This is a genomic window from Pseudomonas sp. GL_117 (genome assembly GCF_057835125.1).
In genome coordinates, this window is the sequence record NZ_CM174418.1 from 132,219 (window position 1) to 147,629 (window position 15,411).

The window sequence follows — 15,411 nt, forward strand, 5'->3', positions numbered from 1 at the left end:
TCCTGGTAGGGTTCAGAGAAAGCCGGTGGCCTTGAGGTAGTCGCAACCCTTGCGCAACAACGCCGGGCTTTTTTCGGGGTACTGCGCGTGCATGGCCTGCACCCCCCGGCGCGCGTTGTCGTGATGGATCATCGAGGTGTCGCCGATGTCTTCCCCCAGGCCTTCCAGGTAAAAACCCAGCACACCGAACAACGCGTTGTCGGCGCTCACGGTGTGCAGCGCGTGCTGCCAGCAGGCCACGCTGACACGCTCGAACCGGAAGCCGGCGAGGCTGAAGGCATCGAGATAGTGGTCCCAGCTCAGGGGCTGCGGGTTATGCAGGTTGAACACGTTTCGCCCGCACTCAAATCGGCCGCAGTGGAACGCGAGAAAACGCGCGAAAAAATCCACCGGCATCAAGTCATAGTTCACCGCCAGGCGCGGCAGCAAACCCAATTGCAGCGAGCCCTTGAGCATCAACATCAGGCGGTTCTTCTGGGGTTGGCACACCCCGTTGCGACTGTTGAAACTGATGTTTCCCGGGCGATGAATATTCACCCAGGCGCCTTGCGCCACCGCGCGGCCGATCAGGCGCTCGGCAACCCATTTGGACAGGTTGTAACCGTTCTTGATGTACAGCGGCAGGCTGCTCGCGGCGGGCGCTTCGAGGATGTGTCCTGCGGCGTCCATAGCGCTGCATGCCGAAAGCGTCGAGATGAAATTGCACACCTTCTTGCTCCCGGTTTCACACAGGCGCAGGCATTCCAGCACGGGTTCGACGTTATCCCCGGCCAGTGCGCCGTAGTCCAGCACATGGTTGACCTGCGCGGCGTTGTGTACCAGTGCACCAAAGCCCCTGGCGAGCTCGTTGTACACCACGTCGTCCAGGCCTAATCGCGGCTGGCTGATGTCGGCGGGGTATACCCGCACCCGGCTCAGGTCGAGGTGTTCCAAGCGGTATTCGCTAAGGGCCTGGTTGAAGCGTTGCAGGGCCGAATGCCCCGGCAGTTCGCGCACCAGGCACGCCACCTGCGTGGCACCACCGGCCAGCAACGCTTCGACGATATGCACGCCGATAAAACTGTTGGCGCCGGTAACGATGATCTTGCGGCAGTCGCCCGCACGGTCCTCGGCCAGCATCCGCACCGACACGCTCCGTTGCGCATCGCGCACGGCCTGGCCGGATGGTGCGCAGGGCAACACGTCATCTGCCATCAGCAACGCGAGCGTGCGAATCGTCGGCACTTCGAAGAAACGGTTCAATGCCAGGCTGCGCCCAAACCGCTCGCGGATGCGCAGCAACAACGTCGAGAGCAGAATCGAATGGCCGCCGAGGTTGAAGAAGCTGTCGTCGATCGACAACTGCGCCACGGGCACTTGCAACAGTTCGCTCCACAGATCTGCCAGCTGCGTTTGTAGAGGTGTTTGCGCGGGTTGGTCCGAGCCGATCGACGTGGCTTGAACCGGCAAGCCCAGTAACGCCTGGCGGTCGACCTTACCGTTGCTGGCGTACGGCAGGCTTGGCAACTGCGTCCACACGTCCGGTTGCAGATAACCCGGCAGCCACTGCCGTGCGTGCTGTTTGAGTGCGCACAGTGTGGCACCGGGTTCCGGCCGGGCGACAACGCCACGGATTCTCTGTTCGGCATCCACCACCACCGCCACCTGGCGGTACAACCGGCTGTCGCGCAGGCATTGCTCCACCTCCTGCGGTTCGACCCGGAAGCCGCGGATCTTCACCTGCCCGTCGCGTCGGCCACCGAGGACGATACCGTCAGCGGTCCACTGCGCCAGGTCTCCACTGCGATACGCCCGCACAGCCTGGCCGTCGGGCAGCGCCAGGGTCACGAAAGGGTTATCGCTCGATTGCGCGGCATCCACATACCCCAGGCTTACCCCAGGACCGACGATGTACAACTCGCCCATCACCTGTTCGTCCACAGGTTGCAGGTCGTCGTCGAGGATCAGTACCTGGCTGTTGGCAATGGGACAGCCCACGTTGCAATTGCTGTCCCCCGCTTGCAGCCGCCGATGGGTGACCAGCACCGTGGCTTCGGTGGGGCCGTAGAGGTTGTGCAATTGGCACTGGCCAGCCAACCGCTCGATCACGTGGGGCTCGCAGACTTCACCGCCGGTCAGCAGGTGTTGCAGGCCCAGGGGCAGATCGGGCGGCAGGAGGCTGAGCACCGCCGGCGGTAGGAACCCATGGCTGACGCGTTGCTCGCGGATCAGTGCGACCAACTGATGGGGGTCCAGCCGTTGCGCCTCGTTGGGCACGATCAACTGCGCGCCGGCGATCAGGCTGGGGAAAATATCCATCAGCGAAGCGTCGAACCCCAGTGAGGCGAACTGCAGCACGCGACTCTCTTCACTCAGCGCCATGCGAGTGGTGAACCATGTTGTGAAATGTGCGAGGTTGCCTTGGCTGAGCAATACGCCCTTGGGGCGGCCGCTGGTGCCTGAGGTGAACAGCACCATGCAGGGCGCATCCAGATTGGGGCGCTGCAGCAGCAACGATTGCGTGGTGTCGATGCCCGCGTCGCCGGCGCGGCTCACATCCAGCGCAATCAACTGCCCGCGCAGCGGGTGCCGGCCGTCGTCGAGCAACACCCTGGCCCCAGCGCTTTCCAGCAGGGCCTGCTGGCGCTGTGGCGGATGCTCCGGTGCCAGCGGCAGGTACACCGCGCCACAGCCCAGCAGCGCAAGCAGGCTCCCATAGAGCGCTGCGGATTTCTCCAGGCACACGCCGACCACTGCCGGTACTTCGAGATCGGCCAGCAGTGGCCTCAACTGCTGCTGGATCGCCAATGCCTGACGGTGCAATTGCCGATAAGTCAGCACCTCGCCCGCGATATTCAGGGCCGGCCGCCCGGCGAAGGTCCGCAGGCTGGCCTGCAACCGTTCGATCATCGGCACCTGGGCGGCTTGGCGCAGCGTTGGGTCAGCGGTGCGATTGAACCTGTGCATGAATGCCAGCGCGTCCAGGCCTTGCAAGCCCTGTTCCGGCCAACGGTTGGCGCAGGTTGGCTGGGCAAGGTACCCAGGGTCGCGGGCAAGACCGCTGACGTGCAGGGCAACCCATTGCGCCAGCGTGTCCGTCGCCTGTCGATGCAAGCGCTGGCCGTTACCACTGGGCTCTTCGGGCACTTCCTGGGTCGCCAGCAACCGCTGTTCACGGTCATAGCTGCGCAGTTGCAGGGCGGGCAGGCCGGATTCGTTCAGCGGGCCAACGCCCACGCGCAGGCTTAGCCGCGGCGCGTGCGCCAGGTGTGTCGGCAGCGGTTGGCTGCCGTCTTCGATCAACAGATCGGCCAACTCATGCCCAGGCCCATGACCGTACTGCTCGACCCATTGCCTCACGGCCTCCAGCGCTTTGCTCACACCGACCCAGCCAATCATCAGGCGTCTCATCGCGGGCTCCTGGCGCACGGCAGGTAGTCGCCCAGCGCCTGGGCCACGCTGGGCGTCTGCAGCAAACCACTGCGGTGCAGGAACCCCATGATGTTGCCGACCAGCGGGTGTTGGCGGGTAATCGGGAACACCAGCGCGTTTATTTCATCGCGCAGGGCGTGGCGCACGCTCGCGTCAACGTCCAGGTGTTCGATCAGTTGCAGGTCAAAGCGCTGCTGCAGGTCGTTGGTCAGGTAGTGCGCCAGGAACGTGGGCAGGATGTGGGCGATGGCGTCACGGTCGGCTGCGCTTGCCGCCTGCCAGTAGAGGCGCACCAGGCGTGTCCAGAACTGCGCGTGGCGGCCTTCGTCGCACAGATGATCGGCCATCAAGCCACGGACGGAGGCCTTGATGCTGTGGTCCTTGGCGAACGCCGCCACATCATGGGTGATGGTATTTTCGGCGATGGCTACGCCGATCAGTTCCACGGCATCGCGCAAGTGAGCCGGGGCCAAGGCCTGCGCCAGGGGCAGGGCGCGGCTCAGTTCGATCTGTGACGGCAGCTCGAGCGGCTGGAGGCCGGTCATTGTCACGGCCTGCTGGAGGAAATCCAGTGCGACCAGGGCGTGATAGTCCTCATCCACCACCACCGTCATCGCGTCGTAGCGGCAGGCGGGCGGGAAGGGCAGCGAGAAGCGGTTCTTGGCAATGCTGCGTGCGGTCTTGTCGACGATCTCGGTCTCGAAAATCACCACGTCGTTGATGTATTTGTAGAAGCTCTGGGTCAGCACGAAATCGCGCCACTGCGGGCACTGTTCGGTAAAGGTTGCACTGAGCGCCAGTGGCTGGCGCGCCAGCGGGTAGATCAGTTTGTCGTCGTCTTCCAGCATGCGGCGCGGGCGGGTGCGGATGGTGGCTTGGCGTTCCCAGTCTTCGGCAGCGCTGTGGTAGTCGCTGAAGTTCATGGATGTGCCTCCTGCAATGAAGCATGTATGTCGTCCCACAGCGCAATGCGGCTGTTGACCACATCCAGGGCGGTATCCTCGGTTTGCTGCTGGCGCTGGGGGTCTGCGCCGGTCAGGCGTTGCAGCAAACGCAGGGCTCCCGGTTCGTGGTCCTGGGAGTCCAGCTCGATATGACGGCGCAGATACTGGCTCAGGGTGGGCGCCTGGCGGCTGATGATTTCACTGCCCCGCAGCAAGCGTTCGAACATGGCCGGGATGACACTCTCCCGGCCATGCAGGAACGCCGCGGCCACACAATGGGTCGGCGCGTTCAGCGCGATGTGCAAGGTAGCTGCAACAAAGCGCGCCACCCCCGGCAGGACGTTGATCCGCTGCAGCGCGGTACCGGCGTCCACGCCCTGGCGTTGCAGGGTAATGAAGGTATCGATCGCGACGGTGCTGGCGCCGACTTCGACCATGGCGTCCCGGTACAGCTCAAAATGGCTGCAATGACCGCGCTCGGGGTGCTGGTCCGACTCCTCGCTCAACACGATCTCATTGATCAGTCGTGCCGCTTCGGGGTCGGTCGGTGGGAGCCAGGGTAGCCGGGTGCACGTCAGGTCCCGTTGCAGGCGCTTGGTGAGGGTCATGAAGTCCCAGACCGCGAATACATGGCTTTGCATGAAAAGTTGTAACTTGCTGAGTGAATTGATTTCGATAAATAACGGATGACTGCACAGCCGTAACCTTTTTTGTTCCAGCGAAACTTGATGCATGGTTGATGCCTATGAGTTGTTGCAACTGCAGTGACAGCAGTGGTGGCTATTCTTTTACAGACGAGAGTGGCGTTGATAACGCGTAAACAAACCGTATACGGCACCGGCTCATGCGCACGCTGGCACGGCCGGCTGGAGTGTTTGGTTTATTCGAAAGATAATAAGCCGATTAAACACTTGGATGAGCTTATGAATGTATGAGATGTTTTTTCGGGAAATTACTTGGCGTGGGTAACTTGCAGGGTTAAATGTGGGAAACTTCCTGGTTGGTTGCGGGCTTAATTAAGTTTATGGGTTTAGTTGCGGGGCATCCTTAATTGGGAAGTTGCCCCGCACGGCGTTGACCCAACTAGCGTGGGTCTTTCTTGCTGGCGGCATCAAGACCGGCCAGGTAAGTGGTGATCACTTCCATGCCTCGGGTCAGGTGATTGCGCAGCGTCAGCACGCTTTCGTCGACTTTCTTCTGCGTCACCAGGCTCAGCAGTTCACGGTGATCTTCCTGGGACGTCTCGCCCAGCCCCATCGCCTCAAGGTTGAAACGCAGGAAGCGCTCTTCCTCGTTCAAACCGTGTTCCACCAACGTAAGCAGGCGCTGATTGGGGGCCTTGCCATACAGCGCCATGTGGAACAGGCGATTGAGGCGGCCCATCTCGCAATAGTCTTTTTCCCGCTCCAGGGCACTGATGCAGGCGTCTGCCTCGGCGATGTCAGCCTCGGTGAGCAACGGGATCGACAAGCGCAGCGCTTCAGACTCCAGCAGCATGCGCAGGGCGTAGGTCTCCGCCGAATTGTCTTCGATCAATGGCGCCACCACGGCACCCTTGTGCGTCACCACATGCAGCAATGATTGGGCTTCGAGCTGACGCAAGGCCTCGCGCACCGGCATGCGGCTGACCCCGAACAGGCTGGCCAGCTCTTGCTGGCGCATGGCAGTACCACAAGGCAATCGGCCATCAAGGATCGCATTACGCAAGGTTTCTTCTATCACGGAGCGGGCAAGATGGGCGGGAATGGGTCCGCTGACTTTGATACTGCTCAAAGGGTTCGGCTTCTGCGTCACGACTACGCTGTCCTCCTTATTAGAATGGGTTGAAACAATTGGATCCAAAGAACACTAGAGACTGCCCAATGGCTTGTCAAACAGGCAAGATTTGCGGCTTGTAAGTGGCTAAACATGCGGTTCCAGGCGCCCACATCAAGGATTTGCAGCGTCTTACACGCCCGCGTCATAGTGCTATGAACTGAACGCGGCGTCGCCCTCGTTTATGCCTTGACCGCCATACGGCAAGGAGTTGTCCCGCTGGATTGCGCATATGCATATTCGCTAACGGTATTTAAAATGCAGTTCTTATATCTATAAAGTCATTTCCCTGTCTGACCGGGAGTGACCTCATGTCCGCCACCTCTACTGTTCCAACAGCGACCTCCACCGCCCAAGCTTTCGAGATTCGCCCACTGCCCGGTAGCGTCGGCGCCGAGATCATCGGCCTGGACCTGGCCCGACCTGTCAGCGCCGAAGATTTCGCCCGCATCCACCGCGCGCACCTGGACCACCACGTCGTGGTGTTCCGTGACCAACGCATCACCCCCGAACAACAGATCGCCTTCAGCCGCCGCTTCGGCGTGTTGCAGATCCACGTGCTCAAACAGTTCCTGCTGGCCAACCACCCGGAAATCCTGATCGTCTCCAACATCATCGAAAACGGCCAATCCATCGGCCTGGGGGACGCGGGCAAGTTCTGGCATTCGGATCTTTCCTATAAAGAACTGCCGAGCCTGGGCTCGATGCTGCACGCCCAGGAACTGCCCGCCGAAGGCGGCGACACGCTGTTCGCCGACATGCACAAAGCCTGGGACCAACTGCCCGCGCACCTGCGCCAAGCCGTCGAAGGCCGCAGTGCCGCGCACTCCTACACGGCGCGTTACAGCGAGAGCAAATTCGAAGGCAACTGGCGTCCCACCCTGACCCCCGAGCAACTCGCTCAGGTTGCCGAAGTGGTCCACCCGATCGTGCGCACCCACCCGGAAAACGGCCGCAAGGCGCTGTTCGTCAGTGAAGGCTTCACCACCCGCATTGTCGGCCTGCCGGAAGACGAAAGCCGCGACCTGCTGGCCCAGCTCTACGCCCACAGCGTGCTGGCGCAGAACATCTATCGGCATCAATGGCAGCCCCACGACCTGGTGTTCTGGGACAACCGCTCGCTGATCCACCTGGCCGCCGGTTGCCCGAGCCACCTGCGCCGCAAACTCTTTCGCACCACCATCCAGGGCGACGCGCCTTTCTGATCCGGAGTATGACCATGTCCAGGAAAATTCCATTTGCACGCCTGGCCGCGACCGTCGGCCTGGGTGTCAGCCTGTTGGCCGGCAGCCTCGTTGCACCGGCGGCAGCGCAGGCTGAAGGCGAGATCCGCATCGCCGAGCAGTTCGGCATCGTCTACCTGTTGCTCAACGTGGTGCGCGACCAGAACCTGATCGAGAAATACGGCAAGTAGGAAGGCATCGACATCAAGGTCGACTGGACCCAACTGTCCGGTGGCGCGGCGGTCAACGACGCGTTGCTGTCCGGCTCCATCGATATTGCCGGTGCCGGCACCGGCCCGCTGCTGACCATCTGGGACCGCACCCGCGGCAAGCAGAACGTCAAGGCTGTCGCCTCCCTTGGCAACTTCCCCTACTACCTGGTGAGCAACAATCCCAAGGTCAAGACCATCGCCGACTTCACCGACAAAGACCGCATCGCCGTTCCGGCGGTAGGCGTTTCCGTGCAATCACGCTTCCTGCAATACGCCGCCGCCAAGCAGTGGGGCGACAAGGAATTCAACCGCCTCGACAAATACACCGTCGCCGTTCCGCACCCTGACGCCACCGCCGCATTGATCGCCGGCGGCACCGAACTGACCGGGCACTTTTCCAACCCGCCGTTCCAGGACCAGGCCCTGACCAACCCCAACGTACACGTGGTGCTGAACACCTACGACCTGCTCGGCCCGAACTCGCCGACCGTGCTGTTCGCCACCGAGAAATTCCGCAACGACAACCCGAAAACCTACAAGGCCTTTATCGACGCACTGACCGAAGCCGCGCAGTTCGCCCAGAACGACAAAGGCGCAGCGGCCGACACCTACATCCGCGTGACCAAGGCCAAGATCGACCGCGCCGAGTTGCTGAAAATCATCGACAACCCACAGTTCGAATTCAGCATCACGCCGAAAAACACCTACCCGCTGGCGGAGTTCCTCTACCGCGTCGGCGCCATCAAGAACAAGCCTGAATCGTGGAAGGACTACTTCTTCCAGGACGCCAAGCCGTTGCAAGGAAGTTGAGATGAACGCGCTCTTGCAAGGCCACACGGCCAGCAACCTGCACACCCCCTTGCCGTTGCTGGCGGTGGATAACGTCAGCCTGGAATACCGCACGCCCGAGCGCGTGGTGCGCGCCACTCACCAGGTCAGTTTCGAGATCGATCCGGCCGACCGCTATGTGCTGCTCGGCCCGTCGGGTTGCGGCAAGTCCACATTGCTCAAGTCCATTGGCGGGTTTATCAAACCCTGCGAAGGCGAGATCCGCCTGCTCGGGCAAAAGGTCGAACAACCGGGCCCGGACCGCATCGTGGTGTTCCAGGAGTTCGACCAGTTGCCGCCGTGGAAAACCGTCAAGCAGAACGTAATGTTCCCGCTGCTGGCGTCCAAGACCTTGAAGCGCGCCGAAGCCGAAGACCGTGCGCTGCACTACCTCGATAAAGTCGGCCTCACCGCCTTTGCCGACGCGTATCCCCACACCCTGTCCGGCGGCATGAAAGCCCGCGTGGCCATCGCCCGTGCGCTGGCCATGCAGCCGAAAATCCTGTTGATGGACGAGCCCTTCGCCGCCCTCGACGCCCTGACCCGGCGCAAGATGCAGGAAGAATTGCTGCTGCTCTGGGAAGAGGTGCGCTTCACCCTGCTGTTCGTCACCCACTCCATCGAAGAAGCGCTGGTGGTGGGCAATCGCATCCTGTTGCTGTCGCCGCATCCGGGGCGCGTGCGTGCCGAAATCCACAGCCATCAATACGACCTGCACAGCCTTGGCGGCGTGGAATTCCAGCACTCGGCGCGGCGGATTCATCGCCTGTTGTTCGATGAAGCCACCGAGGCCGAGCCCGAGCTGGGTTTTGCTGACATCCGCATCGCCTACTAAGGGGGCATTTCTCATGCGCCAGGAATACGAAATACACCTCGAACCCTTGCTCAGCGTCCCGGTGGAGCGCGAGCTGCCTCTGCGCCAACGCCTGTGGCAACAAGGCTGGTTGCGCAAGGGCCTGATCCTGATCGTGCTGGCGATCCTCTGGGAAGGCGTCGCACGCTACCAGAACAACGACCTGCTGCTGCCGAGCTTCCTGCAGACCTTCCACGCGCTCTACGACGGCCTGCTCAGCGGCGAATTGTTGAGCAAGGTGAGCATCTCGCTGGTGGTGCTGATCAAGGGCTACCTGATCGGCATCGTGCTGGCATTTGCCCTGACCACATTGGCGGTCTCGACCCAACTGGGCCGCGACTTGCTCAGCACCCTGACCTCGATGTTCAACCCGTTGCCGGCGATTGCCCTGTTGCCGCTGGCGCTGCTGTGGTTCGGCCTGGGGCAGAACAGCCTGATCTTTGTGCTGGTGCATTCGGTGTTGTGGGCGTTGGCGCTGAACACCTATTCGGGGTTTCTCGGCGTGTCCGAAACCCTGCGCATGGCGGGGCGCAACTACGGCCTCAAGGGCATGCGCTTCGTATTGTTCATCCTGATTCCGGCGGCGCTGCCGTCGATCCTCGCCGGCCTCAAGATCGGCTGGGCATTTGCCTGGCGCACGCTGATCGCTGCCGAGCTGGTGTTCGGTGCAACCAGCGGCAAGGGCGGGTTGGGCTGGTACATCTTCCAGAACCGCAACGAGCTCTACACCGACAAGGTGTTTGCCGGGCTGGCGGTGGTGATCCTGATCGGCCTGCTTGTGGAGAACCTGGTGTTCGACACCTTCGAGCGGCTCACCGTGAAGCGTTGGGGCATGCAACGCTGATCACCTGTTACGATTGCAGCCCATTCACGCCTTAGTCATCACGAGTGCTTGGCATGCAACTACCGGACATGAACCTGCTGGTCGCCCTCGACGCCTTGCTCGACGAGGGCAGCGTGGTCGGCGCCGCGCGCCGCATGAACCTCAGCCCGGCGGCCATGAGCCGCACCCTTACGCGCATTCGCGAAGCGGTCGGCGATCCGGTGCTGGTGCGCGCCGGGCGCGGCCTGGTGCCGACGCCCAAGGCGTTGCAGTTGCAAGCCCAGGTGCGCAACGTGGTGGAACAGGCGGCGCTGCTGTTTCGTTCGGCGGACCAGGTCGACTTGAGTACCTTGCGCCGCCGCTTCAGTGTGCGGGCCAACGACTTTTTTATCGGCGTGTATGGCGGTCGCCTGTTCGACACCATGGAACGCGTGGCGCCGCTGTGCGAGCTGTGCTTCGTGCCCGAGGGCGACACCGACGACGAAGCGCTGCGCGAAGGGCGCCTGGACCTGCGCGTCAGCAACACCATGCCCTCCAGCCCCGAAGTGAAGGTGCAGAACCTGTTCTCCACCACCTTCGTCGGCCTGGCACGACAAGACCACCCGCTGTTCGATGAAGAAATCACCGCCGCGCGTTTTGCCAGCTACTCCCACATCAGCATTTCGCGACGCGGCATCGCCCGTGGGCCGATTGATACCGCGCTGAACGCCCAGGGCCTGGAGCGCCGCGTGGCGATGATCGCGCCGGGTTTTCACGGTGCGATGTTCATGCTGCCCGACTCCGACCTGATCCTGCCGGTGCCCAAGGAAGCCCTCTACAGCGCCAATCGCCTGAAGTTGCCGCTGCGCGCGTTTGCGTTGCCGATCTCTCTGCCGACCCTGGTGTTAGCGCAATCCTGGCACCCTCGCTTCGACAAGGACCCGGCGCACAAATGGCTGCGCGAGACCCTGCGCGAAAGCTGTCACGCCACATGGCTCGAAGCCCAACCCACCTAAAGTGAACTCGGTTCAAAATGTGGGAGCGGGCTTGCTCGCGAAGGCGGTGGATCAGTCATATATGTGCTGACTGACACGCCGCCTTCGCGAGCAAGCCCGCTCCCACACAAGCCAGCTCCCACAGGAATTCGTGTTGGGATTTAGAGTTGCGTCTGGTGCACTTATAAGCTGCCGACATGTAACTTTTTGTCATGTGTGTGCCTGATTAAACTGCTCGGGTATTGATCATTCCGAGTTTTCTGTTCATGACTTCCCTCGCTGCCCCCACCCTCGCGGCTGCAGCCAAACCCGCCAGCATCAGCCCGCCCGTGTTCGGCCCGCGCATCATCCTCGGCCTGGTCGGCGTGTTGCTGGCCGTGCTGGTGTCCGGTCTCAACGAGATGGTCACCAAGGTCGCCCTCGCCGACATCCGCGGTGCGCTGTACATCGGCTTTGACGAAGGCACCTGGCTGGTTGCCGCCTACACCGCCACGTCAGTCGCGGCCATGGCCTTCGCACCCTGGTGTTCGGTGACGTTTTCCCTGCGCCGTTTCACTCTGTGCGCCATCGGCCTGTTCACCGTGCTGGGCATCCTGTGCCCGTTCGCGCCGAACTACGAAAGCCTGTTGGTGCTGCGCACCGTGCAAGGCCTGGCCGGTGGAGCATTGCCGCCCATGCTGATGACCGTCGCGCTGCGCTTCCTGCCGGCCAACGTCAAGCTCTACGGCCTGGCCGGCTACGCGCTTACCGCCACTTTCGGCCCAAGCCTGGGCACGCCGTTGGCGGCGTTGTGGACCGAATACGTCGGCTGGCAATGGGCGTTCTGGCAGATCGTCGCGCCGTGTCTGCTGGCAATGGCCGCCGTGGCCTACGGTTTGCCGCAGGACCCGCTGCGCCTGGAGCGCTTCAAGCAATTCAACTGGCGCGGCCTGCTGCTGGGTTTTCCGGCGATCTGCATGCTGGTGATCGGCATTCTCCAGGGCAATCGCCTGAACTGGTTCGAGTCAGGCCTGATCACCTTCCTGCTGAGCGGCGGCACACTCTTGCTGGTGCTGTTCATGCTCAATGAATGGTCGCACCCGATGCCGTTCTTCAAGCTGCAGATGCTCGGCCTGCGCAACCTGGCGTTTGCCCTGATCGTGTTGGCCGGCGTGCTGATGGTGCTGACCTCGGTGATCATCATCCCGTCGAGTTTCCTCGCCCAGGTCCAGGGTTATCGCCCGCTGCAGACCGCGCCGGTGATGCTGCTGATGGCGCTGCCGCAACTGATCGCGCTGCCGCTGGTGGCGGCGTTGTGCAACCTGCGCTGGGTTGATTGCCGCTGGGTACTGGGCATCGGCCTGGGCATGCTGGTGCTGTGTTGCCTGGGCAGTTCGCAGCTGACTTCGCAATGGATTCGCGATGATTTCTACGGGCTGTACCTGCTGCAAATCTTCGGGCAACCGATGGCCGTGCTGCCGCTGCTGATGCTGTCCACCGGCAGTATCCAGCCGATGGACGGGCCGTTCGCCTCGGCCTGGTTCAACACGGTCAAAGGCCTGGCCGCCGTGATTGCCATGGGTGTGCTCGACACGCTGACCACCCAGCGCCTGCACTTGCACTCGACCATGCTGGTCGACCGCCTGGGCAACTCGCCCCTGGTCGACGGCGACGCACCGGGCCTGGCGCACCGCCTGCACGAGCAGGCCGTGGTGCTGACCTCTTCGGATCTGTATGTCGTCATGGCCGCGGTCGCGGTGGCGTTGATTCTGCTGATTTTCTGGATGCCCACGCGGATCTTCCCGCCCCGTGCACCGACTTGATTAAAGGACTGTTCATGAAACGCAAAGACAAAATTGCCGTCGCCGTTATCGCCGTGTTTGCCGTGGGCGTGCTGGTCTACCTGGTTGCGCCGGGTGTGCTCGGCAGCAAGCGCCAGAGCACCAACGACGCCTTCGTCGCCGCCGACTTCACCCTGGTCGCGCCCCGTGTGGCCGGCTTCATCAAGGAAGTGCTGGTGGAAGACAACCAGCGGGTCAAGACCGGGCAACTGCTGGCGCTGATCGACGACCGCGATTTTCGCGCCGCCGCCCAGGCTGCCGACGCCGACACCCTGGTCGCCCAGGCCCAACTGAAAAACGCCAGCGCGACCCTGGAGCGCCAAAGCTCGGTGATCGCCCAGGCCCAGGCCACCGTCGCGGCAGACCGCGCCGAAATGGCCTTCGCCGAACACGAACTGAACCGCTACAACCACCTCGCCGGGGTTGGCGCCGGCACCGTGCAGAACGCCCAGCAGGCCAAGACCCGTATCGACCAGGCCACCGCGCGCCTGGCCAATGCCACGGCGGTGCTGGCGGCCGAACGCAAGCAGGTGGAAATCCTCAGCGCCCAGCGCGACGCCGCCGAAGGCGGGCTCAAGCGCGCCCAGGCCGCGTTGGAAATGGCCAGTTATCAACTGTCGTACACGCGTATCGTCGCGCCGGTGGATGGCGTGGTCGGCGAGCGTGCGGTGCGGGTGGGCGCCTATGTGACGCCAGGCAGCAAGATCCTCGCCGTGGTGCCGTTGGCCGAAGCCTACGTGGTCGCCAACTTCCAGGAGACCCAACTCTCCCACATGCACGCCGGCCAAGCCGTGCAGGTGCGCGTCGACAGCCTCGACGGCGAGGCTCTCAACGGCCATCTGGAAAGCCTCGCGCCCGCCACGGGGGTGACGTTCGCGGCGGTCAAGCCGGACAACGCCACCGGCAACTTCACCAAGGTGGTACAGCGTATCCCGGTGAAGATCGTACTGGAGCCGGGCCAGGCCCTGACCGCACGCCTGCGTGTGGGCATGTCGGTGGAAGCCATCGTCGATACGCAGCCGGTCGCGAAGCAGCATGAGGTGGCCCAGCAATGAAGCGTGTTGCCTGGCTCGCCCTGAGCCTTATCAGCCTGAGTGCCTGCAGCGTCGGCCCGGACTTCCAACGGCCCCAGGCCCCTCAAGTCACGCAATGGAGCGAGCCCCAAGGCCGTCAAGCCGCCAGCCGTGCGGTCAGCGATCCGTTGCAGGAGCGTTGGTGGGATGTGTTCCACGACGCGCAACTTTCGGCCCTGACCCGCCGCGCGCTCAGCGACAACCTCGACCTGAAACTCGCCAGCAGCCGCCTGCAACAAAGCCGCGCCGTGCGCCAGGTCACCACCGCCGAGCGTTACCCCAACGTCGATGCCAGCGGCGCCTACCAGCGCAAACGCAACAGTGGCAAAGGCTTGAACGACCCGTCCGGCGAGAACGGCCGCGCCGCGTTCAGCCAGTGGGATGCGGGGTTCTCGGCGTCCTGGGAGCTGGATCTCTGGGGCCGCGTCAGACGCGATACCGAAGCCGCCGACGCCACCCTGCAAGTCGCCGAAAACGACCGTCGCGCCGTGCTGCTCGCGGTGCTCGCTGAAACCGCCCAGGACTATATCCAGCTGCGCGGCGTGCAAAATACCCGCGCCGTCACTGAGCAAAACCTCGACGTGGCACGCCACAGTCTCAAGCTCTCGCAACTGCGCCTGGCCGACGGCGTGGCCACCGACCTGGACGTGGCCGAAGCCGCCGCCCAGGTCGCGACCATCGAAGCGCGCCTGCCGGATCTGCAACAGCGCCAGGACCAGTTGATCAACGCCCTGAGCCTGCTGATGGGCGAGGCGCCGCAAGCGCTGCATGCGCAATTGTCAGCCGATGCCGCCGTGCCGCAGACCCAGCGCCAGGCCGCCATTGGCCTGCCCTCGGAACTTGCCGAACGTCGCCCCGACATCCGCCAGGCCGAAGCCCGATTGCACGCCGCCACCGCCAACATCGGCGTGGCCAAGGGCGATTTCTACCCACGCATCACCCTGTCCGGCAACCTCGGTTCCCAGGCCATGCAACTGTCGGATTTCGGCTCGTGGGGTTCACGCGCCTTTGCCTTCGGCCCGCAGTTCAGCCTGCCGCTGTTCAATGGTGGGCGCCTCGAAGGCATGTTGAACCTGCGCGAAGCCCAGCAACAGGAAGCGGCGCTGGCGTACCAGCAAACCGTGCTGCGCGCCTGGCATGAGATCGACGATCAATTGACCCGCTACAACGCCAGCCAACTGCGCCGCGACAGCCTCGCCGAAGCGGTGCGCCAGAACCAGATTGCCCTGGCAACGGCGCAACACCAGTACGTCGAAGGCGTGGTGGATTTCGTCAACGTGCTCACCGTGCAAGGCGCATTGCTGGCCACGCAGGAGCAGTGGGTGGAGAGTTCGACCAGCGTCTCCCTGGCCATGGTCGGGCTGTACAAAGCGTTGGGCGGCGGTTGGGAATCGGTGTATCCGCTGCACACCGCCGGGGGGTGAGGACAAAGAGT

General features: G+C 63.0%; 11 protein-coding genes and 1 pseudogene. 8 read left to right on the plus strand and 4 right to left on the minus strand.

Annotation, left to right across the window (positions count from 1 at the left end):
• Window positions 1-12: 12 nt before the first annotated feature.
• The 4 genes from AC3ISR_RS00635 to AC3ISR_RS00650 form a co-directional block, all read right to left on the minus strand.
• Complete coding sequence (locus AC3ISR_RS00635) at window positions 13-3,390, minus strand: amino acid adenylation domain-containing protein (RefSeq protein ID WP_463984919.1); 3,378 nt, start codon at window positions 3,388-3,390, stop codon at window positions 13-15.
• Window positions 3,387-4,334, minus strand: a complete 948-nt coding sequence (locus AC3ISR_RS00640) for a diiron oxygenase (protein WP_192298584.1) — start codon at window positions 4,332-4,334, stop codon at window positions 3,387-3,389. The genes AC3ISR_RS00635 and AC3ISR_RS00640 overlap by 4 nt, the downstream gene beginning before the upstream one ends.
• Complete coding sequence (locus AC3ISR_RS00645; protein WP_463984918.1) at window positions 4,331-5,089, minus strand: DUF3050 domain-containing protein; 759 nt, start codon at window positions 5,087-5,089, stop codon at window positions 4,331-4,333. The genes AC3ISR_RS00640 and AC3ISR_RS00645 overlap by 4 nt, the downstream gene beginning before the upstream one ends.
• Before the next feature lie 349 nt (window positions 5,090-5,438).
• A complete protein-coding gene (locus AC3ISR_RS00650; protein ID WP_463984917.1) occupies window positions 5,439-6,149 on the minus strand; it encodes a GntR family transcriptional regulator in 711 nt (236 codons plus the stop codon).
• A gap of 332 nt (window positions 6,150-6,481) precedes the next feature.
• Here AC3ISR_RS00650 and AC3ISR_RS00655 point away from each other — a divergent pair, with 332 nt between their 5' ends.
• The 8 genes and pseudogenes from AC3ISR_RS00655 to AC3ISR_RS00690 all read left to right on the plus strand — a co-directional run bounded on the left by AC3ISR_RS00655 (window position 6,482) and on the right by AC3ISR_RS00690 (window position 15,400).
• Complete coding sequence (locus AC3ISR_RS00655; protein WP_463984916.1) at window positions 6,482-7,375, plus strand: TauD/TfdA dioxygenase family protein; 894 nt, start codon at window positions 6,482-6,484, stop codon at window positions 7,373-7,375.
• 14 nt (window positions 7,376-7,389) lie between these two features.
• Window positions 7,390-8,415: pseudogene (locus tag AC3ISR_RS00660) on the plus strand (ABC transporter substrate-binding protein).
• Between the two features lies 1 nt (window position 8,416).
• Window positions 8,417-9,268: an ABC transporter ATP-binding protein gene (locus tag AC3ISR_RS00665; RefSeq protein ID WP_192298579.1), complete on the plus strand. Its 852-nt coding sequence runs from the start codon at window positions 8,417-8,419 to the stop codon at window positions 9,266-9,268.
• Window positions 9,269-9,281: 13 nt separating this feature from the next.
• On the plus strand, window positions 9,282-10,130 hold the full coding sequence (locus AC3ISR_RS00670) for an ABC transporter permease (RefSeq protein ID WP_192298578.1): 849 nt from the start codon (window positions 9,282-9,284) through the stop codon (window positions 10,128-10,130).
• A 53-nt stretch (window positions 10,131-10,183) separates the two neighbouring features.
• On the plus strand, window positions 10,184-11,104 hold the full coding sequence (locus tag AC3ISR_RS00675) for a LysR family transcriptional regulator (protein ID WP_192298577.1): 921 nt from the start codon (window positions 10,184-10,186) through the stop codon (window positions 11,102-11,104).
• 245 nt (window positions 11,105-11,349) lie between these two features.
• Complete coding sequence (locus tag AC3ISR_RS00680; protein WP_463984915.1) at window positions 11,350-12,885, plus strand: MFS transporter; 1,536 nt, start codon at window positions 11,350-11,352, stop codon at window positions 12,883-12,885.
• A gap of 14 nt (window positions 12,886-12,899) precedes the next feature.
• Window positions 12,900-13,958, plus strand: a complete 1,059-nt coding sequence (locus AC3ISR_RS00685; protein ID WP_463984914.1) for an HlyD family secretion protein — start codon at window positions 12,900-12,902, stop codon at window positions 13,956-13,958.
• Complete coding sequence (locus tag AC3ISR_RS00690; protein ID WP_463984913.1) at window positions 13,955-15,400, plus strand: efflux transporter outer membrane subunit; 1,446 nt, start codon at window positions 13,955-13,957, stop codon at window positions 15,398-15,400. Before AC3ISR_RS00685 ends, AC3ISR_RS00690 begins: the two co-directional genes overlap by 4 nt.
• Window positions 15,401-15,411 lie beyond the last annotated feature (11 nt).